The organism is Thermovirga sp. (assembly GCF_017656375.1).
GTDB lineage: Bacteria > Synergistota > Synergistia > Synergistales > Thermovirgaceae > Thermovirga.
Genome location: NZ_JACDOB010000002.1, coordinates 69,555 through 93,595 on the forward strand (window position 1 = coordinate 69,555; position 24,041 = coordinate 93,595).

Here is a 24,041-nt window from a genome sequence, read left to right on the forward strand (position 1 = left end):
TTTTGCATGCTATTATATTTTTATTTCCATTTTCGGTAAATAGCCGATCTTTTAGATGAAACAACTAAATTTTTCGCCCTGGCCCTATTTACCAGGCTCAAATCCAAAGTTACCTTTTCTATGGTTGGTTTTTCGTTTAAGTGGATTACGACATCCCCAAAGGGGTCGATTATCATGCTCTGTCCCCCAAAAGAGAACCCTTTCCCCTCATCACACCTATTTACACCCACCACAAACACCTGATTCTCAATGGCTCTTGCAATCAATAAAGTCCTCCAAAGACGTATATGTTTCTTTGGCCAAGCACCAGGAACAAAAAGCACTAAAGCTTGCTTTTCTGCCAGTGCTCTGGATACTTCTGGAAATTCCATATCAAAACATATCATAACACCACATGATACCCCTGCTATGGACATTAACCCTAGAGATGATCCAGCTTTGAACAAATTAGGCTCCTTATGTCCTGGATAGAGGTGGATTTTGTCGTAAAACGATTTCCTTCCTTCAGGTGAGTATATATAACACCTATTTCTGTTCCCCTGCTTAGTGGTAATGGCCATTGAGCCAGCTATTATCCACGTCTTATATCTTTCTGCTAAATTCCCAATATTTTCAATCAGAGGTGAGTTTTCTTTTATTAGAATTCTAGGGTCTGTTACAGGGTAAGTCGCATTCCAGAGCTCCGGTAAAACCACAACATCACATCTCATCCTCAGAGCGCTCTCCAAGTTTCGCATAACCATTTTTATGTTTCTGTCGGGATTTCCATGAGCTACTTTAAGCTGTACTATTCCTATTTCCATTTTTTCACCCCTCTTATGGGCTTTTCTTTTTTATAATGAAAATAATACACTAGGAATAACATAACATGTACTTTCTAAGTCTGAGACTTAAAGTTAAAATAACTAAGCAGCTCATACCTCAAAAAGAAAGGAGCATCAATATGTGTCTTGCGGTACCACACAAAATAATAAAGATGTTAGATAAAAACAGAGCCATTGCCTCCGCAGGGCCTGTTGAGGTCGAGATACGAACTGATATAGTACCCGACCTTGCCATTGGTGATATGGTTTTAGTCCATGCAGGTTTCGCCATAGAGAAGCTTGTAGGAACAGAAGGAGAAGAAATATGCACCTTGTGGGAAGAATTAAGGGAAGTGATGGAGAATGAAAATGTCTTCCCCTCAAACTGAAGAAAAAATGGTACTAAAGCTTTCCCAAGCTTTAAATGCCCTCTTAAGTAAAGAAGGCAACAAAAGCATAACCATAATGGAAGTATGCGGTACACACACAGTGTCCATATTTCGCCACGGCATAAAATCTCTTCTTCATCAATCATTCAAACTCATATCAGGGCCTGGATGCCCCGTTTGTGTAACAGACCAATCAGAAATAGACGCAGCCATTTCCATAGCCGAAAGAGAAGATTCAATAGTAACCACTTACGGTGATATGCTTAAGGTACCAGGAAGTTGGAGTTCTCTTCAAGAATGCAGAGCTGGTGGCAAATCAGTAAAAGTAATAACGTCCGTTGCTCAAGCCCTTGATATTGCCAGAGAAAACCAAGACAAAAAAGTAGTATTTCTGGGTGTTGGATTCGAAACTACTGCCCCAGCAACAGCTGCAGCTTTGATAGAAGCAAAAAAAGAAAAATTGGACAATTTCCTAGTTTTCTGTATGCATAAAACAGTTCCTCCTGCTTTGGAAGCATTAGCCAGCTCTGAAGAGGTATCTCTAGATGGATTTTTGCTTCCAGGACATGTGAGCGTAATCATAGGGCTGGAACCTTATCGCTTTATACCCGAAAAATATGGAAAAGCTTGCGCTATAGCGGGATTTGAACCTTTTGAAATCATGGCAGGCCTTTTAGAGATAACCAAACAAATAATTAAAAAAGAACCTACAGTTAAATCCATGTACCCCAGAGCCGTAAGGCCAGAAGGGAACTTAACTGCCCAAAACCTTTTAAACCAAGTCTTTGAGCCATGTAATGCACATTGGAGAGGTTTAGGAGAAATTCCCCTTTCTGGCTATAGACTGAAACCAGAATTTGAGGTTCACGATGCCTCAGTTCGTCTAGAAATAAAGGAATATGCCTCCTCACCTCCACCGGGCTGTCGTTGCGGAGATGTGCTAAAAGGCCTCATAAGCCCGATCGAGTGCCCGCTATTCGGTAATCCATGTAACCCTATGCACCCTGTGGGCCCATGCATGGTCTCAAGTGAAGGAAGTTGTGCGGCACAATACAAATATGACAGGAGGAGGTAATTTTATGGAAAAACTAAATATTGGACATGGTTCGGGAGGAAGGCTAACTTCTGAAATAATATTCCAAATACTGCAACCTTTCAGAAAAGAAAACGTTTCTCCCTATTTGGAAGATTGTGCCATAGTAGATGGTAATATAGCCATAACGATAGATGGATATACCATATCGCCTCGATCTTTCCCCGGGGGGAATATTGGTGAACTTGCAATCTGTGGTTCCGTAAATGACCTAGCAATGCGAGGGGCCAAACCTAACTTTATCGCTATGGGGCTGATTGCAGAAGAAGGTCTAGCTAAAGACGAACTTCTCTCCTACATGGAAAGTGCAGCAAAGGTATGCTCAGAGCTCTCCATACAGTTAGTGACAGGAGACACCAAGGTGCTCCCAAAGGGGCAAGTCGATGGCCTATATATAACTACCTGCGCAATAGGGACTCCTCCTTCAAATAGAGATCCCCTAGGCATGCATCTTATAACCCCCGGAGACGTACTTATAGTAACCACAGAAATCGGACAACATGAGGCAACAATAGCAGCTTTAAGATACGGCCTATCAGTCCCATCACTGCAATCAGATTGCGCACCGCTATGGCCTTTAGTAGAACAGATAATAGAAATGGACGGCATAAAATGTATGAGAGACTGCACTAGAGGAGGACTCGGCACCGTCTTATGTGAATGGGCAGAATCCACATCCCTTGGGATAGAGATCGAGGAAAGCAAGATACCTATATCCAATGAGGTCTCATCTCTCTGCGACATTCTGGGCTTTGATCCCCTTTATCTAGCGTGTGAAGGTTGTGCAATCATAGCCGTCGCCCCAGAAACCTCAGAAAAAGTGCTTTCAGTACTAAAAGCCCATAAATTAGGAGAAAAAGCCCAAATAATAGGTAAAGTTACAGAAGAGCATAAAGGTTACGTAGGCATGAACACAAAGGCAGGAGGCAGAAGACTCATAGATATGCCCGTAGGAGAAATGCTCCCTCGTATTTGCTAAATTAAACACATAACCCCAAAAATAAAAGGCGGAGAAATCTCCGCCTTTTATTTTTCATAAACATCGTAAATACGAACAATATCCACGGCCCTTCCTGTAGTCTCTTCCACTTCAACAACTACCGCATTGAGGATTAACCCATTCTTACATACCTCGAATTTAGAAGGTGTTCCTTTTAGGAATCTTTCCATAACTCCAAACTTATCCATACCTATTACTCCAGCATGGCCTCCAGTCATCCCAACATCAGTTATGTAAGCCGTACCTTTAGGTAATATCTGTTCATCTGCCGTTTGTACGTGGGTATGAGTACCCAAAACACAAGACACCTTCCCATCGAGAAACAATCCCAACGCCTTCTTTTCTGAAGTCGCCTCCGCATGGAAGTCAACTACCACCACTTCAGCCTTCACACTCTCAATAATTTCTTCAGCTTTTCTGAAGGGGCAATCAATAGGTGGCATGAACACTCTGCCTTGTAGGTTCATTACCAATATATTTATGCCATTCCCAGATCGGAACAATCCGTACCCCTGCCCGTGAACGCCCGGAGGGTAGTTGGCAGGTCTTAATACCCTTTGTTCACTGTCAAGGACCTCAAGAAATTCCTTCTTGTCCCAAACATGATTTCCGCTGGTGAGACAATGAAATCCAATATCAAACAACTCATTCATTACTTTTTCGGTAAGCCCGAAACCTCCCGCTGCATTCTCTGCATTCACAATACGAAAATCAAAGGGACCCCACTGAGTTTCTATTTTTCGGATATTCTCTTTCAGGAGCGTTCTTCCTGGCTTTCCCACTACGTCTCCAACAAAAAGAATTCTCATCATCTTCTCCCATTGCTACTTTGCGTACTCTACAGACCTAGTTTCCCTAACCACCACAACTTTTATCTGGCCTGGATATTTCATTTCTTCCTCTATTTTCCTTGCAATATCAAAAGCTATCTTATGTATAGCTTCATCATCAGCTACATTCGGGGAGACCATAACTCTTACTTCCCTACCAGCCTGAATCGCATATGCCTTACTTACTCCTTTAAAGGACTTTGCTAGAGTTTCAAGCTTTTCAAGCCTTCGAATGTAAGATTCAAGGCTCTCTCTTCGCGCCCCAGGCCTTGATGCACTTACTGCATCTGCCGCAGCGACAAGGACATCATAAACTGATGTCATTTCTTCATCTTCATGGTGGGAAGCTATGGCACTAACGACTTCAGGAGGCTCTCCATAGCGTCTCGCTAGATCTCTTCCGATCAGCGCATGGGGACCCTCCATCTTATGATCAACTGCTTTGCCTATATCATGCAATAGGCCAGCACGCTTTGCCAAAGTCTCATCCAGGTTCAACTCTGCTGCCATCATCCCAGCCAAGTGGGCTACTTCAAGGCTATGAGAAAGCACATTTTGACCATAACTGGTCCGAAACCTGAGCTGCCCCAGCAATTTGACCAGCTCTGGATGAATGGACTTAATTCCCACATCCAATAGAGCCTCTTCTCCCGCCTCTAATATCATTTCCTCTACATCTTTCTGAGCTTTCTCGACGACCTCCTCTATTCTGGCAGGGTGAATACGGCCATCTAAAACTAATCTCTCCAAAGACAATCTTGCAACCTCCCGCCTTACGGGATCAAAACTACTGAGCGCAACGGCTTCAGGGGTATCGTCCACTATCAAGTCGACCCCTGTATAAGTCTCAAAGGCTCTTATATTCCTGCCTTCGCGACCTATTATCCTCCCTTTCATCTCATCTGAGGGCAAATTAACTACGCTAACTGCCATCTCTGAAGTTTGGTCCACAGCACACCGCTGAATGGCCCCAACCACTATTTCTCTAGCCCTCTTCTCCGCTTCACGCTTGGCCTTCTCTTCTAATTCCTTTATCCGCGCTCCAATAAAATGCGCTGCTTCTTCTTCTGCCTCTTTCAACAGAACCTCTTTGGCCTCTTCTCTTGTCATGCCCACTATTTCTTCTAATTTTTTAAGTTGCTCCTTATGTAAAACCTCGATTTCTTCACTTTTTTTCCTGAGTTCATCTTGCTTTTGCCTTATCTCATCCTCGCGCCTCTGAAGCATATCTAATCTTCTCTCTAAGTTCTCTTCCTTCTGTTCCAATTTACGCTCCGCTCTTTGAAGCTCCATACGCCTTTCCCTAATCTCTCTTTCCGCTTCTTGGCGCAACCTTATTATTTCTTCCTTTGCCTCTGTCAAAAATTCCCTTTTCTGCCGTTCGGCTTCCTGGTATGCCTCTTTAAGGATCCTCTCTCGTTCATTTCCTGCTGTCTTTATTTTTTTCGTAATTAGACCCCTGTAAATCAAAAAGCCGGCAATAGCACCGACGGCAGCGCCCGCTACGAGCACAATTGGTAGCATGTAAACATCACCCCTTATTCCATTGTCAAGTTACGTAATCATAATTACAACATAACCCATATTTGCTATCTTGAAGTAAATCCATACCTCAAATGTATTCTACATATTAACATGCATCTTCACAAGTCATATCCAAAGCTCTTCTTATTGCAGATGAATTAAAACCTCTTCTTATCAACCTAGATCTTATTTGCTCCCTGCTCAAGTGCTCACGCCACTGGGAAGCCAATTTAAGGCACTTTGCAAACTCTTCCTCGCCAAACGTTTTCTTCACCTCTTCAATATGCTCTTCGGATATACCCCTTTTGCGCAACTCCAGCAAAATCCTTCTTATTCCCCATTCCTGATGGGTTTGAGCAAAACAGGCGGCATAAAATTTATCATCTATTAAACCACTTTCTTCTAAGTTTTCCAGTACCTTCAAAGAAACATCCTCACTGAAATTTTTGTGACGCAATTTCCTCATGACTTCTTTACGTGTATAGGCCCTTTTGGCCAATAATTTAAAGGCAAAAGCTTTAGCATTTCTCTCTTCTTCGTTCATGCCGTTATCACCAATTCGAGTTTGTCGCCCAACTTTCTCAACAAATCTTCTCTTAGCTTTGGGAATCCATCAAGCCATGGATCCCTTTCAACCAGAGAAAAAGCTTCTTTTCTAGCTGAATACAATATTTTCCTGTCTCTTAGCAAATCAGCAACACTAAAATCAGTAACTCCATGTTGTCTTGTCCCACATACTTCTCCTGGTCCACGTATAGCTAAATCTGCCTCAGCGATTTTAAAGCCATCGTTCGTGGAACACATTGCCGCAATTTTTCTTCTACCGTCGTAGTCATCCGTCTTTCCAAAAAGAAAACAGTACCCCTGTTTTTGACCTCTGCCAACTCTACCCCGCAATTGATGAAGTTGAGACAGGCCAAACATCCATGGATCCTCTATGACCATTACTGTCGCGTTTGGAACATCTATCCCTACTTCGATAACCGTCGTGGAAACTAGGATGTCAATTTGTCCTCTCTCAAAATCTTTCATAATTTGCTCTTTTTCTTTATAGTTCTTTTTCCCATGAAGAAGCTCTACCCGTTTATTTTTAAAAAATTCCCTTAAATGAGAAAATCTCTTCTCTGCCGAAGTTATGCTTGAATCCTCATTTTCCTCTATCATTGGACATATCCAATATACTTGCCCTCCTTTCTCTATTTCTTCCCTTAAGAAAGCCATAAGTTCTAACTCCATGTCCTTCCCCACGCTTTTTGTAATTATATTCTTTCTTCCAGGGGGCAGTTCATCTATGATGGAGACCGATAAATCTCCATAAACAGAAAGGGTCAAAGTCCTTGGGATAGGCGTTGCGGTCATGACCAACACATGAGGCTGCTCTCCCTTGTTCGCCAGAATATTTCTTTGCAAAACTCCAAATCTGTGCTGTTCATCTATCACAACTGCTCCTAACTTTTTGAAAGATAAATTATCTTGTATTAATGCATGAGTTCCCACTACAACGCTTATTCTGCCTTTTGAAAGACCATCATATATTTCTCTTTTTTGGGCAAGGGGCACTGAGCCTGTCAACAAAGTAACTTTTACACCCAAAGGAGCCAGCCATCTATCTATTTTTTTAAAATGTTGCCTAGCCAAAACTTCGGTAGGAGCCATGAAAGCCGCCTGGTAGCCACTATCAACAGCACAAAGCATAAAGAGTATAGCTATCACAGTCTTCCCAGACCCAACATCCCCCTGCAGCAAGCGATTCATAGGGATATCTTTAACTATGTCCTCTTTTATCTCGGAAAACACCCTTTTTTGGGCATCAGTGAGCTCAAAGGGAAGTATCCTATCAATAAAAGAGTTTAACAATGAACCTTCTGTATTGAGTTTGTGTCCTCTATTACCTTTAACGTAAGATTTTTTTCTTATAGCAAGACCCAACTGTAACAAAAAAAGCTCTTGAAATGCCAACCTGTTGCGCGCAGCTAACCAATTTTCTCTTGAACTTGGAAAGTGCATTTCTTTAATAGCTTGAAAAAAACCAGGATAACCATACTTTTTCAGGATATCTCCAGGTATAGGATCCTCAACACTACCTTCAAGCAGACAAAGGGTTTCTTTTATTATTCTTCTTATCCACTTTTGCACCAATCCATGAGTCCCAGGATAAATGGGGACAACAAGTCCCACGTTTTCAGGGGCCTCCCCTTCTTCAACTACCTCAAATTCTCCATTATTTACCTGTTTAATCCCCCCTCTTATCTCAATCTTTCCATAAATGGCAACTCTCGATCCCGGTTTTAAAATACTTTTTAATCCTACACGATTAAACCACACAGCCTGAATTAAAGAAGTACCATCGGTAAGCAAGGCAGTACAAATAGTAAGATTTTTTCGTCTTGCCTTTCTCTGTTCGACGCTTACGACTCGGGCCAAAAAGGCCTGGATTTTTCCTGGTTCTAGAGAAGACAAGTCAGAAAGCTTACTTCTGTCCTCGTATCTTCTGGGGATAAACCAAAGCAAGTCTTCTACAGTTTCAACTCCAAGCTTTTTAAATTTTCTAGCACGAACAGGCCCAACCCCTTTGAGATACTGGACAGAAGAGCCAAGCTCCAATTTTTTCAATCTTTCCAAACGTTTGTTACTCCTCCTTGACTGGTATTTCTTCTCTATCAATGTTCGTTGTTTCTAGGGAATTGAGCAATGAGCCGTATTTAGATATAAGCCCCTTAAATTCCGCTATGAACTGGTACCTGACCTGCTTTAAACGCTCAATATCTCTCCTGTAAGCTTCTGCCTTTTCCTTGGCATCCATAACTATTTTGTGTGCTTCAGCTTCAGCTTCAGCTATTATTACCTCTGCTTTGCTCTCTGCGTTATTAACTCGCTCTTCTGCACTCTTTTGGGCTAAGACAAGAGCGTCCTGTAATGACTTCTTTAATTCGTTATACTCTTTTAACTGATCCTCCATCCTTGCCACTGTAGTCTCAAGAATTTTTATCTTTTCAGAATAATCTTGAACAGTAACTATGACCTTTTCAATAAAATCTTCCACTTCCTCCGGGTTATAACCTCTCAAAGATCTACTAAAAGAAATATTCTCTATATCCAGCACAGTCATAATAGTTTCCATAGCATCCCCCCCCTTCTTTTGCTACTCATTTCCGACCACTTTTAGTTCCTTGGCCCAAACAGTGCGGTACCGATCCGGACCATAGTGCTACCTTCCATTATCGCATATTCAAAATCACCACTCATTCCCATGGAAAGTTCTGGTAGCTTTATTTTTAACAACCCTTCCAACTTGGAGCGCAACGTTCTCAAACACGCAAAAGACTTCCTTATTTCATCTTCCCTGTCTGTCAGAGGCGCCATCCCCATTAGCCCTATGATTTTGATATTTTTGCATCTATCTAACACATGTTCCATTAAAACCTCGACTTCGCACGGCTGTACTCCTTGTTTGCTCTCCTCTCCTGATATATTAACTTCTACCATGCACTCCAAAATTTTTCCTTTTTCCAAAGCTAAGCGTTGGAGGATATCTGCCAGATTGGCACTGTGCACACTCTGAATACAATCAAATATATCTATGGCCTTTCTTGCTTTGTTTCTCTGTAATGTACCAATAAAATGCCAAGGTATATCAAGGTCCCTTGGCCAATCTTTCCTTTTCCGCATCGCTTCTTGAATTCTATTTTCTCCAATAGCATAAATCCCTCTTTTAGCAACTTCTATCATTTCCTCTAGCGTTCTGGTCTTCGTGGCTGCTATTATTTTAATTTCCTCTGGTTTCCTTCCAGCTTTCAGGGCAGCATTAGCAATTCGCTCTTTTATTCTTTCCAGATTCTTTTCAATAACTTCTCCTACCATAATTTGATCACTCCCTCCCTGGCCTTCGAAGCATTTTTCACCACAACCTCACCTGGTTTCAGCCCTTCAGTAACCATGAACTTTCCCTTGCCAAGAGGAAGACCCATAACTTTACGTTTTACGACTTCATCTCCTTCTACGCGATAGACCCACAATTTCCCACCCTGCATTAAAACAGCACTTTCCGGTATCACTACGCCCCTTTTCTCACCCATACATAAAATTAAATTGATTTCTCTTGATCTGACAATTTCCAGTGGGAAAAAGGGCAAAACCAAATATATTTTACGTAAAGAACCTGTTTGGCTTATTGCTTCTATGTCTGCATCAAATGCAAAACTACTTTTCTCCATTTTTATACTTATTTTACGATCTTTGATCATGTCTTCCAATGCCGGAAGCGAACCTATATATGCTATCGCCCTCAACTGCTGAGGTTGAGGTATCAGTTTTCCTACAGGCATTCCTTTCATTACAGAGCTTCCATTTTTTATTAGCTTTAATTTCCTATTTACCGAAATCCCAGCATTGTTCCAAAGGTTAATGTAATTCCATTGACCTTCGTAACCATCTAGCCCTGCAATAAAATAACCTGGCTTTTTGGCCCTTATATAAAACCGCTTATCCGTGTCCTTACTTTCTATAACAGCTAATGTCTCGTTTACCCCAACAAAGAGCGGCCCTATCCCTTTAGGATAAAAAACTTTTCCTTCTGCCGGAGAAAAAAGAACTTTTTCTTGCCAAAGCAGCACGGCCTTAAAAGGAGTCTCATCCAAATAAAAACCTCCTTCTGCTGACGCTAAAGGAGGTCTTGCAGCAGAATAACGTCTGTACCACATCATATAAACATAAACAGAGCCCGCTATAATACACGAAACGCACAGGGCATAAACCAGCTTTATTAAAGTCTTATAGAGGAATTTATTACTTTTTTTTATTTTCCTTCTTCTCCTCATAACCAATTGCAACTGCCTTAATTTTTATTCCCGCAAGTCAATAAAGATCTCAGTTCTTCTCCCCTGTAAAAACGCTTGATGTTCTGTACAATGAAAGAAGCAACTTCCTTCACGGCTTCATCAGTAACCCCCCCAATGTGAGGAGTCACTACCACCCTCTGATCTGCCAACAACGGATCTTCTGGATCGGCTGGCTCGTCCCAGAACACATCCAATCCAACACCTGCTAGTTTGCCCTCTTTGAGAGCATTCTCTAAAGCCATCCTGTTTACGAGCTCCGCTCGCGCAACATTTACGAGGTAAGAACTTTTTGGCATTTTATGGAAGAAAGAATCATCAACCATACCCCTCGTCTCTTCATTAAGCTCCAACGCTAAAACCACGAAATTGCTTTCTGAAAGAGCTTTGGGCAAATCCTTCAATAAATAAAATTCATCTAAAGCTAGAGATTCAAACTCTGGCTTGTACTTTCTATTTACCCCTGCTACTTTCATTCCAAAGCCCTTAACTCGCTGAGCCACGCATTGACCTACATTACCAAGGCCAACTATTGTCACTGTTTTCCTCCATAGAGAAGTGCCTCTGGGAGCATAGAGCCTTCTTTTATTCAGATTTTCTTGCGAACGCTTCCATCTTCGGGCTAAAAGAAGCATAAGCATAACGGCTATTTCTCCCACGCCCTCTGCGTTGCCCGTGCCTCTAGAGGGAACATTGCAAACTCTCACTCCCCTTTTTGCACAAGCGGACAAGTCTATTTTCTCTACCCCCACACCCCATTGATGTATCAATTTGAGATTAGGGGCCTTATTCAACAAATTATCATCGACACGCATAGGCCCTATTACCATAACTTCCACTGATGGTAACACTTCCAGCAGCTCGTCCTCTGAACACACCTCTACTTCGAGCCCCTCAAAGATGTATTCCACCTCCGGAAGTAGCTTTTTAAAAGCGTTGCCTACAAATACAATCTTTCCCATAATTCATTTTCACCTCCTTTTGTCTCTAACTAAACTTGCAAAGGCATCATGATTATGAATACTTTCCTGGCTCACCACCGACACAGAATACCAATCTATCCTGCTATCTTGATCCAGCTTCAAAGCCACTTCTCTTACCACGTCCTCGACAAACCTAGGATTAGAGTACGCCTGTTCCGTAACAAACTTCTCATCTTTTCTCTTAAGGAGAGTATATACCGGAGAAGATGCGCAACTTTCTGCCACAGCAACTAATTCTTCTATCCATACACGCTTGTTCATCCTAACTTCAATAGCAACTTGCGCCCTCTGATTATGGGCACCATATTCCGATATTTCCTTTGAACAAGGACAGAGCGTATGTACTGGAACTGCAACTTTCACTGTAAAATCAAAATTTTCATCATAAGATGCCCAAAAAACTACATCGTAGCGGGTATAACTGCTAGATTTGCTGACAGGGGCCTTTCTATTTATAAAATATGGGAATTCTATCTTAACCTCTGATCCACTAGCATTAAGTTTCTTCTTTAAGTCAATTGTCACCTGTTCTAAACTTTCGAGAGTTACCCTACCTTTAAACTCATTAAGGACTTCAAGGAATCTACTCATGTGGGTTCCTCTAAAATTACGAGGAAGCGAAACAGCCATGGTAACGTTAGCTACAGTATGTTGTATGTTTTCCTTAGGATCCAGGACAACTATGGGATAAGAAACGGAAGTTACCCCTACTCTATCTATTGGGACATTACGGGTATCTTTTTCGTTTTGAACGTCCTTCATTCTCAAATCCTCTCCAGTTTTAATATGATGGAACTACCTGGACCTTCCCACAGCTGAATCTCCGATAAGGAACAATCCTTTTCCTTGATTACAGGCTCCAATCTTTCTTTTATCCATAAAACTACGTTCTCCGTTGTGGGTTGAGGAATTATATCGTTAAGGCACGAATGATCTAAAACTGACAAAACTTTTTCTTTCACAATCTCTTTAAGCTCAATAAAATCCATTATCATTCCTTCGCTATCTGGCTCGCCTTTCACGGTAATCGCCAATCTATAGGTGTGACCATGAAGACGTTCACACTTGCCATGATATTTCTCCAAATAATGGGCTGCATCAAAAGTGAACTCTTTTTTTACGTACATAACCGTCACTTGCTATACCTCCTTCAATGATCTGGTAAAGCTTATAGCTTCATAATATCTATTGGATCAATCAAGGGGAAGGCCTTCCTGCTCAATTTGCAAAGCATCTTCGATTTCCATCCCCAGATACCTCTTCATCTGAAGGGCGTTCTTGACCGCAAAATCTCTGAAACAGTTATTGAACATGGCAAATACAACAGGAACTTGCTCAACCCTTTTTGCTACTTCTGCCACTAAAGCCCTTAACTCCACTTCATTATATCTGTAAGCAAAGCGTTCAGAAACAGAAGCTCCCTTCTTCATCCAGCCTTCGTTGTTTCTTCCATGGAGCCTCAAAATAGTTCCCCAACTTGCAGTAATAGGCCACTCAAACGGCACTGTCCACACTAACTTGGGCTCATCTACTGCCACATAAGCTATATTTTCATCTTCCAGCATACCTAAAAAAAGATCCTTGTTGCCCTTCTCAAGCCAAGATCTATGCCTAATCTCCACTGCTACTTTAAAAGGCCTACTTTTTCTTCCTAAAAATCTTATATATTCCAGGGTTTTTTCCTCGTATCTAAACCAAGGCGGAAATTGAAATAATAGATAGCCTAAGCGTCCCATACTCTGTAGAACGTATATCCTACTGTAAAAAAGATCCCAGAGCAAAGTTCTAGCGGTTCTTTCAAGGTCAAATAATTTAACTTTACCCTTGGAAGCCTGATTTGCGTTATTTCTACCAAACACTTCAGGTGGTAAAGCCCTGGACGCTATAGCATGAAAAGTAAAAAGCCCAAAGGCTTTTATATTGAACAAAAAATTAGGGGGCGTCCTCAAGGTCCACGCATACAAAGATTTTTCCTTCGGAATAGAATAAAAAGAACTGTTAACTTCCACAGTGTTAAAATGCTGAGAATAAAACTTCAATTTGTCTTCTGCATTCCTAGCATTTTTTGGATACCATCCACTTGCCACCAAGGAACGATCCATCCATGAACACGTTCCAACTCTGATTTCGGACATGTTTTTAGTTGCCCTTCCCCTCCCAGCCAGAATCCTTATTGTTAGCAATATATAATATTACACATGCAATTGATAATATAATAGCTTAAAATAGTATAGTTTATGGTAAATACACTTAAAACCGAAAGGAGCAAAAAAAATGGAGCTTAAAGGAATTTTTGCCCCCATACCAACACCTTTTAATGACGATTACACTCTAAATCTGGAAGCCCTCGAAAAAAATATGGATTATTGGATATCTACTCCTCTTGACGGCATTGTAGCAGCAGGTTCTAACGGTGAATGGCCCCTACTCAGTAATGACGAAAAAATTATGCTTTTCAAATCCTGTGTCAAATATGCAAAAGGAAAGCTAAAGGTTATAGCAGGAACTCATTGCCCTTCTACTCAAGAAACCATAACGTTATCAAAAGAAGCAGCAAAAGTAGGTTGCGATGCTGTTTTGATCCTTCCTCCTCACTATTATAAGGGACAAAACTCCCCAGAATTATTGAAACAATATTTCTTTGAGATAGCGGATAAATGCCCAATTCCTGTGGTCCTATATAACATGCCAGCAAATACTGGGTATAATATGAGCTACCAAATCGTTAAAATATTGGCGAAACATCCCAACATTATAGGTATCAAAGATAGCTCTGCAGATATTGTGCAAATATGCCAAATATGCAAAAACACCCCTTCTCATTTTAATGTATTTGCCGGATCAGGAAGTTACCTTTTGCCATCGCTAGCTGTAGGCTGCAGCGGAGGCACCATGGCCGTGGCAAATATATTTGCAAAGGCATGCAGCGATATCTTGAAATACTTTAAAAACAACAATATAGAAAAAGCCAAGGAACTTCAGCTAGCAATAGTCGACATAAACCAAGCAGTTACCAAACGATACGGAGTCCCTGGATTGAAGGCAGCTATGGAAATTGCTGGACTGTACGGAGGACCGCCAAGGCCTCCACTCATGCCAGTTGCAAAGGAGGTAAGAGAAGAAATAAATTCTATTTATACTGAATTCAAAAATCTTTATAAGGGGGTAGAAAAAAGATGAAAAACATCCTAATTTTACTTGGGAGCCCTAGAGCAGATGGAAACAGCGACAAAATTGCAAAAGCCTTTGCAGAAGGAGCCCAAAAAAACGCTGCAAATATAGAGACTATCAAATTATCACAAAAACAACTGAAGGGCTGTCAGGACTGCAGAAAATGTTGGCAAACAGGAAAACCATGTGTTATCCCAGACCATATGCAGGAAATATATGAAGCCGTAGATAAGGCAGACCTCATCGTATTTTCAACTCCCCTTTATTGGTACACATGGAGCAGCCAAATGAAACCCGTTTGGGACAGATTTTTGCCATACGTATCAAAGGAAGCCCCAAGGACATTGGCAGGAAAAGAAGCTGTACTCCTTGCTGTTGCGGGCGACTCATCAGAGGAAGTATTCAAAGGGCTAGTTTATTCTTTCGAAAAATCTTGTTCCCTCTTGGGAATGAAAATCGTAGCGAAACTTACTATTCCTGGCGTATATAATCCGAAAGACATTGAGCAGACATCAGCTCTTAAAGAAGCAGAAAAATTAGGAGAAGACCTTACCAAAAACTAAACAATTCGAGGCTTAGGAGGAAGTCCCCTAAGCCTCTACTCTATACATCATTCTCTCTCTGTAGCCTGTAATCACCGGATAAACGCCTCTCATGGACTTATCTAAATTGGCGTCTCCCGAATCCACCAAAAGAGGAGAACCGTGTAGCGATGCTATTTTTTGAGGTGTAGAAACTATAATAATGTTCTCCTTAGCAACGCGTCTTATCACTCTCGGGCTCAATTGTAAATTTCCTCTGCCCAAAATATACCCCTGCCCCCCAATAGGAGAAACTATGACCTTTACCTTTTTATGTTGTTCAACGAGCTTTAATATTTCCTTTTCTATCAAATCCTTTCCTATGAGAGAACCATCTAATACCCCGTCTACACCTAAAAGGGATTTCTCGATGCCTAGCCTGTCTCCTATAGCTTTAACTGTAGTGCCAGGCCCTAAAAGATACAACGTTCCTTCTTCCATGTTGGTTACTACTTCCTCCGCTATGGCCTGCTGTATAGCCCTCTCGCTAGGCATTGTCCCTGCTTTCCTGGATTGAATTTTGTTTCTCTCCCACGGAATCAGAAGATATCCAAAAAGCCTAGCCTTCACTTCTCCGGCCCTATAGGCTTCTTCATCTATATCCATAACTTCCGATTCCTTTAGGTTTCTAACTTTACCGCTCAGAAACTTAGCAGCAAGTTCTCCTGCTTTTGCCGGAGTTACAGCAAAGGCGGCAGAATGGATTTTAACACCTGACGGTATACCTAATACTGGTACATCCAAGCCTATGGCAGAACATATATCTCGAGCAGTTCCATCTCCTCCAGCAAACAAGATAAGGTCAACTTTACACTCTTTCATCAACTTAGCGGCCTCAATAGTGTCAAGGCTGCTAGAGAGCTCTCCTTTAAACTTGGGAAAGGCTAATTTGTAATTTTTTGTATACACCTTCAGCAAATTCTCCCCCATATCTTGGGGACAAGTATAAAATAAACTGTCAACATTAATACATTTAAATAAAGCCTCTAGGGCCTCCCGCGCCCTCTGAGGGGCGCGGGGGGTTGCCCCTAAAGCCAGGGCTTTTTCTAAAGTGTGGATTCCGTCAGTTCCTTTTAAGCCGACAGCTCCACCCATCCCTGCTATAGGGTTCACAATTAGCCCTATCTTTTTCATGCTACTCATCCCTGTTTTTGCGAGGTTCAAAATATCCAGTATATTTCTTTTTATATGCTCTCCAAGTAATAGCCCATTTTTCAGGATCATCAAGGTAATCATGATCAATGTGATGTATCACGCTCTTGTGAGGTGCCGTCTTTACTATTTCTGGATTTGTATAAGCCTCATTGGCTACATGTTTCAATATCGCTATGAACTCGTCTAGTTCATCTTTAGAGTAGGATTCCGTTGGCTCAATAGTGAAAGGCTCTGGAACTATCCAAGGTTCATGACTGGTCCAGTAGTGTACGCCAAAATCGAACATTCTGTTTTGTATATCTGTTGTTGTAACTCCTGTATCTTTGTAAAGTTTTTCCCAACTGTAACGCACCTGTTCCATTCTGAGCTCACCTTCGGCATATGGCGCACTGGCTCCCTTTATGTCCAATATTTTTTTGAAGATATAGTTATTGTTTAATAATGCTACTTTAGCTGCCTCCTTCAATCCTTCTTCCCCAAGGCTCCTAATCCATGCATAGGCCCTAAGGATTACCGGCACCACACCATAAAAATCTTTTACTTTCCCAATGGTGTTAGGCACATCGTAGTCCAAGAAGTATTTCCCTGTTGTCTCATCAAAGGACACTAGAGGAACTGGCAAAAATTGGGCAAGCTCTTCCGTAACACCAACAACGCCTCCACCAGGACCGCCACAACCATGGGGGGAAGAGAAAGTCTTATGGAGGTTATAGAAACAAAGATCAAAACCTGCCTCCCTTGCCCTGGTAAGCCCCATGATTCCATTCAAATTAGCCTGGTCATAGCTGCACAAACCTCCAACGGAGTGGACAATATCTGTAAATTCTTTGATCCTGGAATTATAGATACCTATATCTTCTGGATTGGTTATAAACAAAGCTGCAGTTCTTTCTGAAACTGCTGCTTTAAGGGCCTCGATATCTGGTCTTCCATCCGGGCCAGGGTAAATGGTAATAACTTTAAAGCCCTTCAATTTACTTGCTGCAGCGTTTGAGGGATGAGAAAAAATTGTCGTTATTATTTCGTCACGTTTGTCTGACTCTCCTCTGCTATCAACCCAAGCACGCACTATGGATGCAATTGTAAAGATTGCATGAGAGCCGCCACCAGGATGAAGGGAAAAACGGTCCATACCAGAGATACCTCTCAAATATTGTTCCGTCTCATACATCATCTTAAGGAGCCCTTGTACCGTCTCCTGAGACTGGAACGGATGAAGTTCTGAAACTTTAGGATTTGCCGCAAGCTGATCATTTATTTTAGGGCTGTACTTCATAGTACATGTCCCTTGACCAATATCAATGTTCAAATCAGCCCCCAAGTTCTCTTGAGAAAGCCTGAGATAATGTCTTAGCACCCTCATCTGTCCCATCTCTGGCAAGTTGGGGGGAGCTTCACGACGAAGCTCTTGTGGAATTTCTTCCAATCCTTCATCAGGGTACCTCATAACCTCATCTACCTCGGGTATCAGAATTCCCCTTTCTCCCTCTCTGGAAAGCTCATATATTATGGGTTCATCCCATCTGGCTTGATGGAAATCTCTCAGTTTGGTTTCCATGTTCATACCCATATAGCCCATCTCCTTTCTAACAAATCTAACTCACAACTTTGGCTATCGCTCTTGCTAAAAACTCAATATCTTCAGCAGTATGAATTTCCGTCACACAGAAAAGGCCACATTCACCCAAAGCAGGGAATTTTTCACTAAGGTCAACACAACCAAATATTTTTTCTTCCAGCAATTTTTCGTTGATTTCTTTGACCTTCATTCCCGTATCATCAAAATTCATGACGAACTCCCTATATGCTGGAGTTTGGTCAAACATGGGTTTTACTCCAGGGATTTTCGCCAAGAGGTCTCTTGCATAACGAGTTCTCTGTAAAATACCCTTTCCAAGTTCCTCCATGCCCTTAGGTCCCATCAGCGCCAAATATACTCCAGCAGTTATGGCCCAAAGAGCAGCAGCTGTACCAACAAATTCCTTTGCATTTTCTCGCTTGGCAAAAGAGGTTCTTTCCCAAGCCACATCACCAAAGCCCCACTCTTTGTGAGACGTAGGCGCTATTCCGAAAAGTCTGGAAGGATATTCCATGACAAATCGTTCTTCGTCTGGGGTCGCAATAAAACCAGCCCTTGCCCCTCCGTAATACATATGAAGGCCAAGGCTTTGTAAATCTCCACAAACTATGTCAGCGCCGTATCTGCTGGGCGGGGCTAAAACTCCCAAGGAATTGGGTTCAACAAAAACTACCAAAAGTCCTCCTGAGCTATGTATCGCTTCCGCAATCGCTTGCCCCGTAGTTTCTATGGTGCCAAAGAACGAGGGATTTTCAAAGTAAACAGCAGCAATGCCATCGTTGATCTTCTCCTTCAAAGCATCTAAATCAAGCCTTCCCGTTTTTGGATCAAATGGTATGATCTCTACTTCAACTCCTGGATGACAATAGTTCCTTATAATTCGTAGTCTGTCCGGACTGGAATTACCTGCTACAAGAACTTTGTCCCTTTTTGTGATCCTGGAAGCCATCCTCAGCGACGTGGCTGCAGCTTGGGAGCCGTCGTAAGTGGGCACGTTCACCACATCCATATCCACAAGCTCAGCCATCATGCTTGCGTACTCGAAAAGAGCTTGGAAACGCCCATGATCTTCATAAGGTTCGCCTGCGTAAGCAGTCAAAAATTCCGATCTTCTATTTACCTCATCACATATGGCAGGCACATGGTGCTGGTAGCACCCCCCACCAAGAAAACTCAAATATTCCAAGCAAGATGCATTCTTGCTCATCATGCCATCTACATGCCGCTTAAGGTCCCATTCAGAAAGTAATGGCTCTGGAAGCCCCATGGAACCCTTAAATTTAACCTCTTCCGGTATGCACTTATAAAGTTCCTCTATGTCATTTATGCCTATAGCCTCTAGCATCTCCTTCTGGACACTAGGTTCTGAGTTGGGGATATAGGGGTAGACTATTTTTTTCTTTTCCATAAGTTGTCCCTCCTTTTTGAAAGTCTGTGCTTTAGGCAGTTCCACCACCGTCAACGACAAGATTGGCTCCAGTTATCCATCTAGACAGGTCGCTGACGAGAAAATAAACTGCCATTGCTATATCCTTTGGTTCTCCTAATCTTGCCAATGGCCTCTGTGCGCTTTCTTTAAGCCATTCTTGTTCATCAATTCCAAGTTGACGAGCTTCATCTCTTAATAAAGGAGTATCAGTGTCTCCAGGATTGACACAGTTGACCCTTATGTTTTGTGGCCCATGATCTATCGCCATAGCTCTCGTAAGATTTACAACCCCACCTTTAGCCGCACAATACGCAGCAGCCTTAGGACCTCCTTTTATTCCCCAACCAGAACCTATGTTTACTATGCTCCCTCCACCTCTTTTCTTCATGTAAGGAATAACGTGCTTCGAAACTAAAAACGTACCCTTCAAACTTACATCCAACACCGCATCCCAATCTTTTTCTTCCAACTCCTCCACGCTCTTCCTTCGAATAACCCCTGCACAGTTCACCAAAATATCAATTCCGCCAAAATGTTTTGCTACGGCCTCTGCCAACTCTGTGCAACTTTGTTCAACCGTAACATCACAGAAAAAATACTTTGCTCTTTTGCCAAGCTTTGATGCCACTTCTTCCCCTTTGTCACAAGAAACGTCCACAACTGCAACCGAAGCACCCATCTCATGAAGAAATTCAGCACAACCTCTTCCTATCCCTGAGGCAGCTCCTGTTATTACGGCTACTTTCCCATTAAGGCTGAACATTTTATCGTCCTTCATCTTCCATTCCTCCTTTTTATCATTAACTTTTTATGCTTAAATCAAACCTGCTGTTTCTCCACCATCTATGGGAATGTTAGCCCCTGTGATATATGAAGCCTCTGAAGAAGCAAGGAAGGCAAACAAAGCCGCTATTTCTTCCGGTTGAGCATGCCTTTTAAAAGGTATCTTTTGATTCACTTGCTCCAACATTTCTGGGGTGTACTCGGCTTTTTGCATGGGAGTAAGAACGTAACCAGGACTTATAGAATTCACTCTGATTGTGGGGGCAAATTCTAGAGCCATAGTCTTTGCTAAAAGTATCACTCCTGCCTTTGATGCATTGTAGTCAGCGTAAAGAGGATGACCTTCCATGCCGTTAGTTGATGCAGTCATGAGTATAACCCCACTACCCTGATGCAGCATCCTTTTTGCTGCTTCCTTTGAGCACAAAAACATTCCTTTGAGATTTACTCCTAATACCTTATCCCATTGTGAAGGCTCAATGTCTACAAATTCATTTCTGACACTTATGCCTGCATTGGAAATCAAGACATCAAGCCCACCCATTGCTTGGTCAATAGTAGAAAACGCCGCGGCAACTTCTAAAGAAGAGCTAACGTCGGCTTTTATGCCAAGTTCTAATTCCGGCAAGGAATCTTTCAATAGCTCTAGTGCCTTTTCATCCTTATCCAAGACCACAACCCTGCATCCTTCGGAAATAAACCTCCTCGCAGTAGCTAAACCTATGCCACTTGCACCACCTGTAACTACTACCCTTTTCCCCTTCAAATCTGAATACATCTCATCCACCTCACCTTGTGAGCCTTTTCTAATGTTTGTATACATGGTATACTACGTATACGTTTTACAACAACTTCCTAAAAGTGTCAATAGACATTTTGTTGTAAAATCTTTGTTTGTGAGTTTAATTAAGGAGGGTACCCTATGAATAATCCTCAAGGAAATTATGAAACTGCTGCAGAATACGTCTACAGGTCCATAAAAAAAGACATCTTTTTAAAAAAGCTGAAAGCTGGGCAGAGGCTACCGGAGTCTTCAATAGCCAAAAAACTTAACGTCAGCAGGACCCCTGTCAGGGAGGCCCTTCGCAAACTTGCAAATGAGGGGTTAGTTACTATAATGCCCAATGCAGGCGCCAGACTCGTATCCCCCTCTCTACAAGAAATAAATGACGCTTTTGAGCTGCGAAACTATCTGGAACAAATAGCAACAACCAAGGCCATAGGCAAAATAACTCCTCTACAAATATGCAAATTGGAGGAAGCTATAGAAGAAGAAGAAAGAATATTTGTAAAAAGGGATCTGGAAGAGTATCTCAGAATAAATATACAATTTCACCACATAATAGCCGAAGCTTCCGGCAATGGCCTTCTCGTGGAATATGTTGACAACGTACTGTCCCGCATATATGTCTTCATGGTCTTCTACGAATCTTTCTTTGATTTCGATACAAACCCCAGCCTAGAGGAACATCGAGAGATTGTAAAGGCCTTTAGGCTTGGCGACAAAAAACTTGCACAAAATCTAATGGAACATCACATCCTGCACTCCGCAGAAGCTCTAAAAGTCAAATAGTTTTTGGTGGAAACACTGTTTTGTTTTGCGTATACACATGAATTTATTATTTTTTGCAGCCCAAAAAGCTAAATTTTGCAATTTCTAGCCGGTTTTTATTGCAAAATTTTACTGGATGTAGTATAAAGTCCCCATAATATTCTAACTATCAATATAGGAGGACTTATAATGGCAGAAGCTAGAACTATAAAGAATTTTGCTATAAATGTATTTGATGACCGCGCGATGTTGGAGCGGCTCCCCAAGCAAGTCTACAAGAAACTTAAGAGCGCTATCGAGGAAGGTCTTCGCTTAGATGAAGATGTAGCTGAAGTAGTCGCCACAGCCATGAAAGAGTGGGCAATCTCAAGGGGAGCAACTTATTATACCCACTGGTTTCACCCTAGAACTGAATTGACTGCTGAAAAACATTCTTCATTCCTGAGCATTGATGCCCAAAAAGGCATCCCCCTTGAAACTTTCGCAGGAGAAGATTTGATACAGGGTGAACCAGATGCCTCTTCCTTTCCTTCAGGAGGGATGAGGTCGACTTTCGAGGCAAGAGGATATACCGCATGGGATCCTTCAAGCCCAGCATTTGTTATACCTTCAGAAAAAGGTGGCACTTTATGTATCCCTTCCGTTTTCATAAGCAATGACGGCACCCCACTTGACATGAAAACTCCCCTACTCAAAGCGCTTACCGCTGTAGAAAATAGGGCTCTCAAACTCCTTAAAATCTTTGGGAATAGAAGCGTTAAGTGGGTAAAGGTCACTATGGGAGCTGAACAAGAATTCTTCCTTATAGATGCAAAAACTAGCTTAAAAAGGCCAGACATACTTTTCTGCGGTAGGACACTAATGGGTGTTTTGCCACCCAAGGGGCAGCAAATGGAAGATCACTACTTTGGATCCATCCATCCTCGCGTGTTAGCCTTCATGGAAGATGTAGCAGAAATGATGGGATCACTAGGAATGGTACTTAAAACAAGACACAACGAGGTCGCCCCGTGTCAATTTGAATTTGCCCCTCAATTCTCGGAGGCTAACCTGGCAGTCGACCAAAACCAGATATTGATGGAACAAATGAGAAGAATTGCAAGACAGCACGGCCTACGCCTGTTGCTACACGAAAAACCCTTCCCAAGCATAAATGGAAGCGGAAAACACATGAATTTTTCATTGATCGATAGCGAAGGAAGGAATCTGCTAAAACCCCCAACAAACCAGAAAAAGAGTTTGCAGTTTCTTACCTTATTATCCTCTTTGCTTCTAGGCGTAGCCAAATATGGTGGGCTTTTAAGAGCATCAGTAGCTACTCCTGGTAACATGCACCGCCTGGGTGGCAATGAGGCGCCACCAGCAATTATAAGTGTTTACTTGGGAGACGTCCTGACTCAAATTATGGCACAGATAGAAAAAGGCTTGCCAGAAGAAATGCCATCTAAGGGATTGTTGGATATAGGGTTAAACAGGCTGCCTACTATCCGGAAAGAAAACACAGATAGGAACAGAACTGCCCCATTGGCTTTCACTGGAGATAAATTCGAATTCCGCGCTCCCGGTGCATCCCAATCTCCAGCTGGACCGCTGACCATGATTTTAGCGGTATGGGCTTGGGGTATGGACCAAATGCTTGAAAAGATTGAATCAAGAATAGGTTCTACGGACATAGCTGACGCAGCTTTGGACGCCATCAAATGGGTCGTCATAGAAAGCAAAAACGTTAGATTTGAAGGAAATTGTTATTCTCCAGAATGGATTATGGAGGCAAAAAGAAGGGGGCTCCCCATCGCAGAGACTACATATGACGCATTAAGGCTTTACTTGCAGCCTGAACATATGGAATTATTGAGTTCTCTTGGGATAATGACTGAAAGAGAAATAGCTTCCTTCTACGAAACGAAAATAGAGCAATACAACAAAACTCTGGAAATAGAAATGACCGTTATGGAATCAATGGTGTGGGAAGGGGTGCTACCAGCCATATCCAAACAAGTTTGCCTTGAGGGAACTGCTCTTAAAGCAATAGACTTCGTAGAAAAACAATTTCCCGACTGGCAGGAGCAATTGGAGAGCATATGCGAGATAAAAAATGCATTACTTAAATCCGTAAAAAGGCTTTCGGATATTCGAACTAAAGCTCAAGGAATGTCTACAGATGCCAGATCAGAATTTCTAACCAGCGACGCTCTGCCTTTTGTGGAAGGCATAAGGGGAATGTGCGACGCAGCGGAAAAGACAATTGCCTCGGAATACTGGCCATACCCCAGATACAGGGAACTCCTTAATTTAGATTAAGCAAACAACAGTGTTGAAGTGAAAGTTGATTCA

The 24,041-nt window shown here is 42.1% G+C and carries 24 protein-coding genes; 7 read left to right on the forward strand and 17 right to left on the reverse strand.

The window, feature by feature from the left end; all coding sequences use genetic code 11:
- Positions 1-20: 20 nt before the first annotated feature.
- The gene (locus H0Z23_RS01785; RefSeq protein WP_296867227.1) at positions 21-803 is read right to left on the reverse strand and encodes a nitrilase-related carbon-nitrogen hydrolase; all 783 of its coding nucleotides are present in this window, start codon (positions 801-803) and stop codon (positions 21-23) included.
- A gap of 140 nt (positions 804-943) precedes the next feature.
- Here H0Z23_RS01785 and H0Z23_RS01790 point away from each other — a divergent pair, with 140 nt between their 5' ends.
- Genes H0Z23_RS01790 through hypE form a run of 3 tightly spaced genes read left to right on the forward strand, consistent with a single transcriptional unit; the run spans position 944 to position 3,264 of the window.
- Positions 944-1,192, forward strand: a complete 249-nt coding sequence (locus H0Z23_RS01790; RefSeq protein WP_296867229.1) for a HypC/HybG/HupF family hydrogenase formation chaperone — start codon at positions 944-946, stop codon at positions 1,190-1,192.
- The gene (hypD, locus tag H0Z23_RS01795) at positions 1,173-2,267 is read left to right on the forward strand and encodes a hydrogenase formation protein HypD (protein WP_296867231.1); all 1,095 of its coding nucleotides are present in this window, start codon (positions 1,173-1,175) and stop codon (positions 2,265-2,267) included. The genes H0Z23_RS01790 and hypD overlap by 20 nt, the downstream gene beginning before the upstream one ends.
- Before the next feature lie 4 nt (positions 2,268-2,271).
- Positions 2,272-3,264 carry a hydrogenase expression/formation protein HypE gene (gene hypE, locus H0Z23_RS01800; RefSeq protein ID WP_296867233.1) on the forward strand — a complete coding sequence of 331 codons (993 nt, stop codon included), beginning with the start codon at positions 2,272-2,274 and terminating at the stop codon, positions 3,262-3,264.
- 47 nt (positions 3,265-3,311) lie between these two features.
- Here hypE and H0Z23_RS01805 read toward each other — a convergent pair whose 3' ends face one another.
- The 11 genes from H0Z23_RS01805 to H0Z23_RS01855 all read right to left on the reverse strand — a co-directional run bounded on the left by H0Z23_RS01805 (position 3,312) and on the right by H0Z23_RS01855 (position 13,592).
- Positions 3,312-4,097, reverse strand: a complete 786-nt coding sequence (locus tag H0Z23_RS01805) for a TIGR00282 family metallophosphoesterase (RefSeq protein WP_366928862.1) — start codon at positions 4,095-4,097, stop codon at positions 3,312-3,314.
- 12 nt (positions 4,098-4,109) lie between these two features.
- Positions 4,110-5,639 carry a ribonuclease Y gene (gene rny, locus H0Z23_RS01810; RefSeq protein ID WP_296867235.1) on the reverse strand — a complete coding sequence of 510 codons (1,530 nt, stop codon included), beginning with the start codon at positions 5,637-5,639 and terminating at the stop codon, positions 4,110-4,112.
- A 106-nt stretch (positions 5,640-5,745) separates the two neighbouring features.
- The gene (locus tag H0Z23_RS01815) at positions 5,746-6,183 is read right to left on the reverse strand and encodes a regulatory protein RecX (protein WP_296867237.1); all 438 of its coding nucleotides are present in this window, start codon (positions 6,181-6,183) and stop codon (positions 5,746-5,748) included.
- On the reverse strand, positions 6,180-8,261 hold the full coding sequence (gene recG / locus H0Z23_RS01820) for an ATP-dependent DNA helicase RecG (RefSeq protein WP_296867239.1): 2,082 nt from the start codon (positions 8,259-8,261) through the stop codon (positions 6,180-6,182). Before recG ends, H0Z23_RS01815 begins: the two co-directional genes overlap by 4 nt.
- Before the next feature lie 7 nt (positions 8,262-8,268).
- Complete coding sequence (locus tag H0Z23_RS01825; RefSeq protein ID WP_296867241.1) at positions 8,269-8,760, reverse strand: DivIVA domain-containing protein; 492 nt, start codon at positions 8,758-8,760, stop codon at positions 8,269-8,271.
- A 41-nt stretch (positions 8,761-8,801) separates the two neighbouring features.
- Positions 8,802-9,500, reverse strand: coding sequence for a YggS family pyridoxal phosphate-dependent enzyme (locus H0Z23_RS01830; RefSeq protein WP_296867243.1), 699 nt, complete (start codon positions 9,498-9,500; stop codon positions 8,802-8,804).
- Positions 9,494-10,456, reverse strand: coding sequence for an HlyD family efflux transporter periplasmic adaptor subunit (locus H0Z23_RS01835; protein ID WP_296867245.1), 963 nt, complete (start codon positions 10,454-10,456; stop codon positions 9,494-9,496). Before H0Z23_RS01835 ends, H0Z23_RS01830 begins: the two co-directional genes overlap by 7 nt.
- Before the next feature lie 17 nt (positions 10,457-10,473).
- Positions 10,474-11,436, reverse strand: a complete 963-nt coding sequence (locus H0Z23_RS01840; RefSeq protein WP_296867247.1) for a 2-hydroxyacid dehydrogenase — start codon at positions 11,434-11,436, stop codon at positions 10,474-10,476.
- A gap of 9 nt (positions 11,437-11,445) precedes the next feature.
- On the reverse strand, positions 11,446-12,219 hold the full coding sequence (gene folE2, locus H0Z23_RS01845) for a GTP cyclohydrolase FolE2 (RefSeq protein WP_296867249.1): 774 nt from the start codon (positions 12,217-12,219) through the stop codon (positions 11,446-11,448).
- A 2-nt stretch (positions 12,220-12,221) separates the two neighbouring features.
- A complete protein-coding gene (queD, locus tag H0Z23_RS01850; RefSeq protein WP_296867331.1) occupies positions 12,222-12,584 on the reverse strand; it encodes a 6-carboxytetrahydropterin synthase QueD in 363 nt (120 codons plus the stop codon).
- A 66-nt stretch (positions 12,585-12,650) separates the two neighbouring features.
- The gene (locus tag H0Z23_RS01855; protein ID WP_296867251.1) at positions 12,651-13,592 is read right to left on the reverse strand and encodes a DUF72 domain-containing protein; all 942 of its coding nucleotides are present in this window, start codon (positions 13,590-13,592) and stop codon (positions 12,651-12,653) included.
- Positions 13,593-13,731: 139 nt separating this feature from the next.
- Here H0Z23_RS01855 and dapA point away from each other — a divergent pair, with 139 nt between their 5' ends.
- Both dapA and H0Z23_RS01865 read left to right on the forward strand, forming a co-directional pair.
- Positions 13,732-14,637: a 4-hydroxy-tetrahydrodipicolinate synthase gene (dapA, locus tag H0Z23_RS01860; protein WP_296867253.1), complete on the forward strand. Its 906-nt coding sequence runs from the start codon at positions 13,732-13,734 to the stop codon at positions 14,635-14,637.
- Positions 14,634-15,191, forward strand: a complete 558-nt coding sequence (locus tag H0Z23_RS01865) for a flavodoxin family protein (protein WP_296867255.1) — start codon at positions 14,634-14,636, stop codon at positions 15,189-15,191. The genes dapA and H0Z23_RS01865 overlap by 4 nt, the downstream gene beginning before the upstream one ends.
- Before the next feature lie 27 nt (positions 15,192-15,218).
- Here H0Z23_RS01865 and H0Z23_RS01870 read toward each other — a convergent pair whose 3' ends face one another.
- From H0Z23_RS01870 to H0Z23_RS01890, 5 genes are read right to left on the reverse strand one after another with little or no spacing between them, the layout of a single operon-like run.
- The gene (locus H0Z23_RS01870; RefSeq protein WP_296867258.1) at positions 15,219-16,343 is read right to left on the reverse strand and encodes an ATP-NAD kinase family protein; all 1,125 of its coding nucleotides are present in this window, start codon (positions 16,341-16,343) and stop codon (positions 15,219-15,221) included.
- 1 nt (position 16,344) lies between these two features.
- On the reverse strand, positions 16,345-17,934 hold the full coding sequence (gene gcvPB, locus H0Z23_RS01875) for an aminomethyl-transferring glycine dehydrogenase subunit GcvPB (protein ID WP_296867260.1): 1,590 nt from the start codon (positions 17,932-17,934) through the stop codon (positions 16,345-16,347).
- A gap of 25 nt (positions 17,935-17,959) precedes the next feature.
- The gene (gene gcvPA, locus H0Z23_RS01880; RefSeq protein WP_296867262.1) at positions 17,960-19,351 is read right to left on the reverse strand and encodes an aminomethyl-transferring glycine dehydrogenase subunit GcvPA; all 1,392 of its coding nucleotides are present in this window, start codon (positions 19,349-19,351) and stop codon (positions 17,960-17,962) included.
- A gap of 31 nt (positions 19,352-19,382) precedes the next feature.
- Entirely contained in the window at positions 19,383-20,150 is a 768-nt protein-coding gene (locus H0Z23_RS01885; protein ID WP_296867263.1) for an SDR family oxidoreductase, read from the reverse strand.
- 36 nt (positions 20,151-20,186) lie between these two features.
- Positions 20,187-20,978 carry an SDR family oxidoreductase gene (locus tag H0Z23_RS01890; protein WP_296867265.1) on the reverse strand — a complete coding sequence of 264 codons (792 nt, stop codon included), beginning with the start codon at positions 20,976-20,978 and terminating at the stop codon, positions 20,187-20,189.
- 99 nt (positions 20,979-21,077) lie between these two features.
- Between H0Z23_RS01890 and H0Z23_RS01895 the strand changes: the two genes are divergently transcribed.
- Both H0Z23_RS01895 and H0Z23_RS01900 read left to right on the forward strand, forming a co-directional pair.
- Positions 21,078-21,728: a GntR family transcriptional regulator gene (locus H0Z23_RS01895; RefSeq protein ID WP_296867267.1), complete on the forward strand. Its 651-nt coding sequence runs from the start codon at positions 21,078-21,080 to the stop codon at positions 21,726-21,728.
- A gap of 168 nt (positions 21,729-21,896) precedes the next feature.
- A complete protein-coding gene (locus tag H0Z23_RS01900) occupies positions 21,897-24,008 on the forward strand; it encodes a glutamine synthetase III (RefSeq protein WP_296867269.1) in 2,112 nt (703 codons plus the stop codon).
- Positions 24,009-24,041: the final 33 nt, after the last annotated feature.

Coding starts and splice junctions, on each gene's coding strand:
- H0Z23_RS01830 (WP_296867243.1), bottom strand. CDS start 9,500: ATGGTAGGAGAAGTTATTGAAAAGAATCTGGAAAGAATAAAAGAGCGA.
- H0Z23_RS01825 (WP_296867241.1), bottom strand. CDS start 8,760: ATGGAAACTATTATGACTGTGCTGGATATAGAGAATATTTCTTTTAGT.
- H0Z23_RS01895 (WP_296867267.1), top strand. CDS start 21,078: ATGAATAATCCTCAAGGAAATTATGAAACTGCTGCAGAATACGTCTAC.
- rny (WP_296867235.1), bottom strand. CDS start 5,639: ATGCTACCAATTGTGCTCGTAGCGGGCGCTGCCGTCGGTGCTATTGCC.
- H0Z23_RS01840 (WP_296867247.1), bottom strand. CDS start 11,436: ATGGGAAAGATTGTATTTGTAGGCAACGCTTTTAAAAAGCTACTTCCG.
- H0Z23_RS01785 (WP_296867227.1), bottom strand. CDS start 803: ATGGAAATAGGAATAGTACAGCTTAAAGTAGCTCATGGAAATCCCGAC.
- H0Z23_RS01815 (WP_296867237.1), bottom strand. CDS start 6,183: ATGAACGAAGAAGAGAGAAATGCTAAAGCTTTTGCCTTTAAATTATTG.
- H0Z23_RS01890 (WP_296867265.1), bottom strand. CDS start 20,978: ATGTATACAAACATTAGAAAAGGCTCACAAGGTGAGGTGGATGAGATG.
- H0Z23_RS01805 (WP_366928862.1), bottom strand. CDS start 4,097: ATGATGAGAATTCTTTTTGTTGGAGACGTAGTGGGAAAGCCAGGAAGA.
- H0Z23_RS01855 (WP_296867251.1), bottom strand. CDS start 13,592: ATGTCCGAAATCAGAGTTGGAACGTGTTCATGGATGGATCGTTCCTTG.
- hypE (WP_296867233.1), top strand. CDS start 2,272: ATGGAAAAACTAAATATTGGACATGGTTCGGGAGGAAGGCTAACTTCT.
- H0Z23_RS01870 (WP_296867258.1), bottom strand. CDS start 16,343: ATGAAAAAGATAGGGCTAATTGTGAACCCTATAGCAGGGATGGGTGGA.
- gcvPA (WP_296867262.1), bottom strand. CDS start 19,351: ATGGAAAAGAAAAAAATAGTCTACCCCTATATCCCCAACTCAGAACCT.
- queD (WP_296867331.1), bottom strand. CDS start 12,584: ATGTACGTAAAAAAAGAGTTCACTTTTGATGCAGCCCATTATTTGGAG.
- gcvPB (WP_296867260.1), bottom strand. CDS start 17,934: ATGGGTATGAACATGGAAACCAAACTGAGAGATTTCCATCAAGCCAGA.
- H0Z23_RS01900 (WP_296867269.1), top strand. CDS start 21,897: ATGGCAGAAGCTAGAACTATAAAGAATTTTGCTATAAATGTATTTGAT.
- dapA (WP_296867253.1), top strand. CDS start 13,732: ATGGAGCTTAAAGGAATTTTTGCCCCCATACCAACACCTTTTAATGAC.
- H0Z23_RS01885 (WP_296867263.1), bottom strand. CDS start 20,150: ATGAAGGACGATAAAATGTTCAGCCTTAATGGGAAAGTAGCCGTAATA.
- H0Z23_RS01790 (WP_296867229.1), top strand. CDS start 944: ATGTGTCTTGCGGTACCACACAAAATAATAAAGATGTTAGATAAAAAC.
- folE2 (WP_296867249.1), bottom strand. CDS start 12,219: ATGAAGGACGTTCAAAACGAAAAAGATACCCGTAATGTCCCAATAGAT.
- H0Z23_RS01835 (WP_296867245.1), bottom strand. CDS start 10,456: ATGAGGAGAAGAAGGAAAATAAAAAAAAGTAATAAATTCCTCTATAAG.
- H0Z23_RS01865 (WP_296867255.1), top strand. CDS start 14,634: ATGAAAAACATCCTAATTTTACTTGGGAGCCCTAGAGCAGATGGAAAC.
- hypD (WP_296867231.1), top strand. CDS start 1,173: ATGTCTTCCCCTCAAACTGAAGAAAAAATGGTACTAAAGCTTTCCCAA.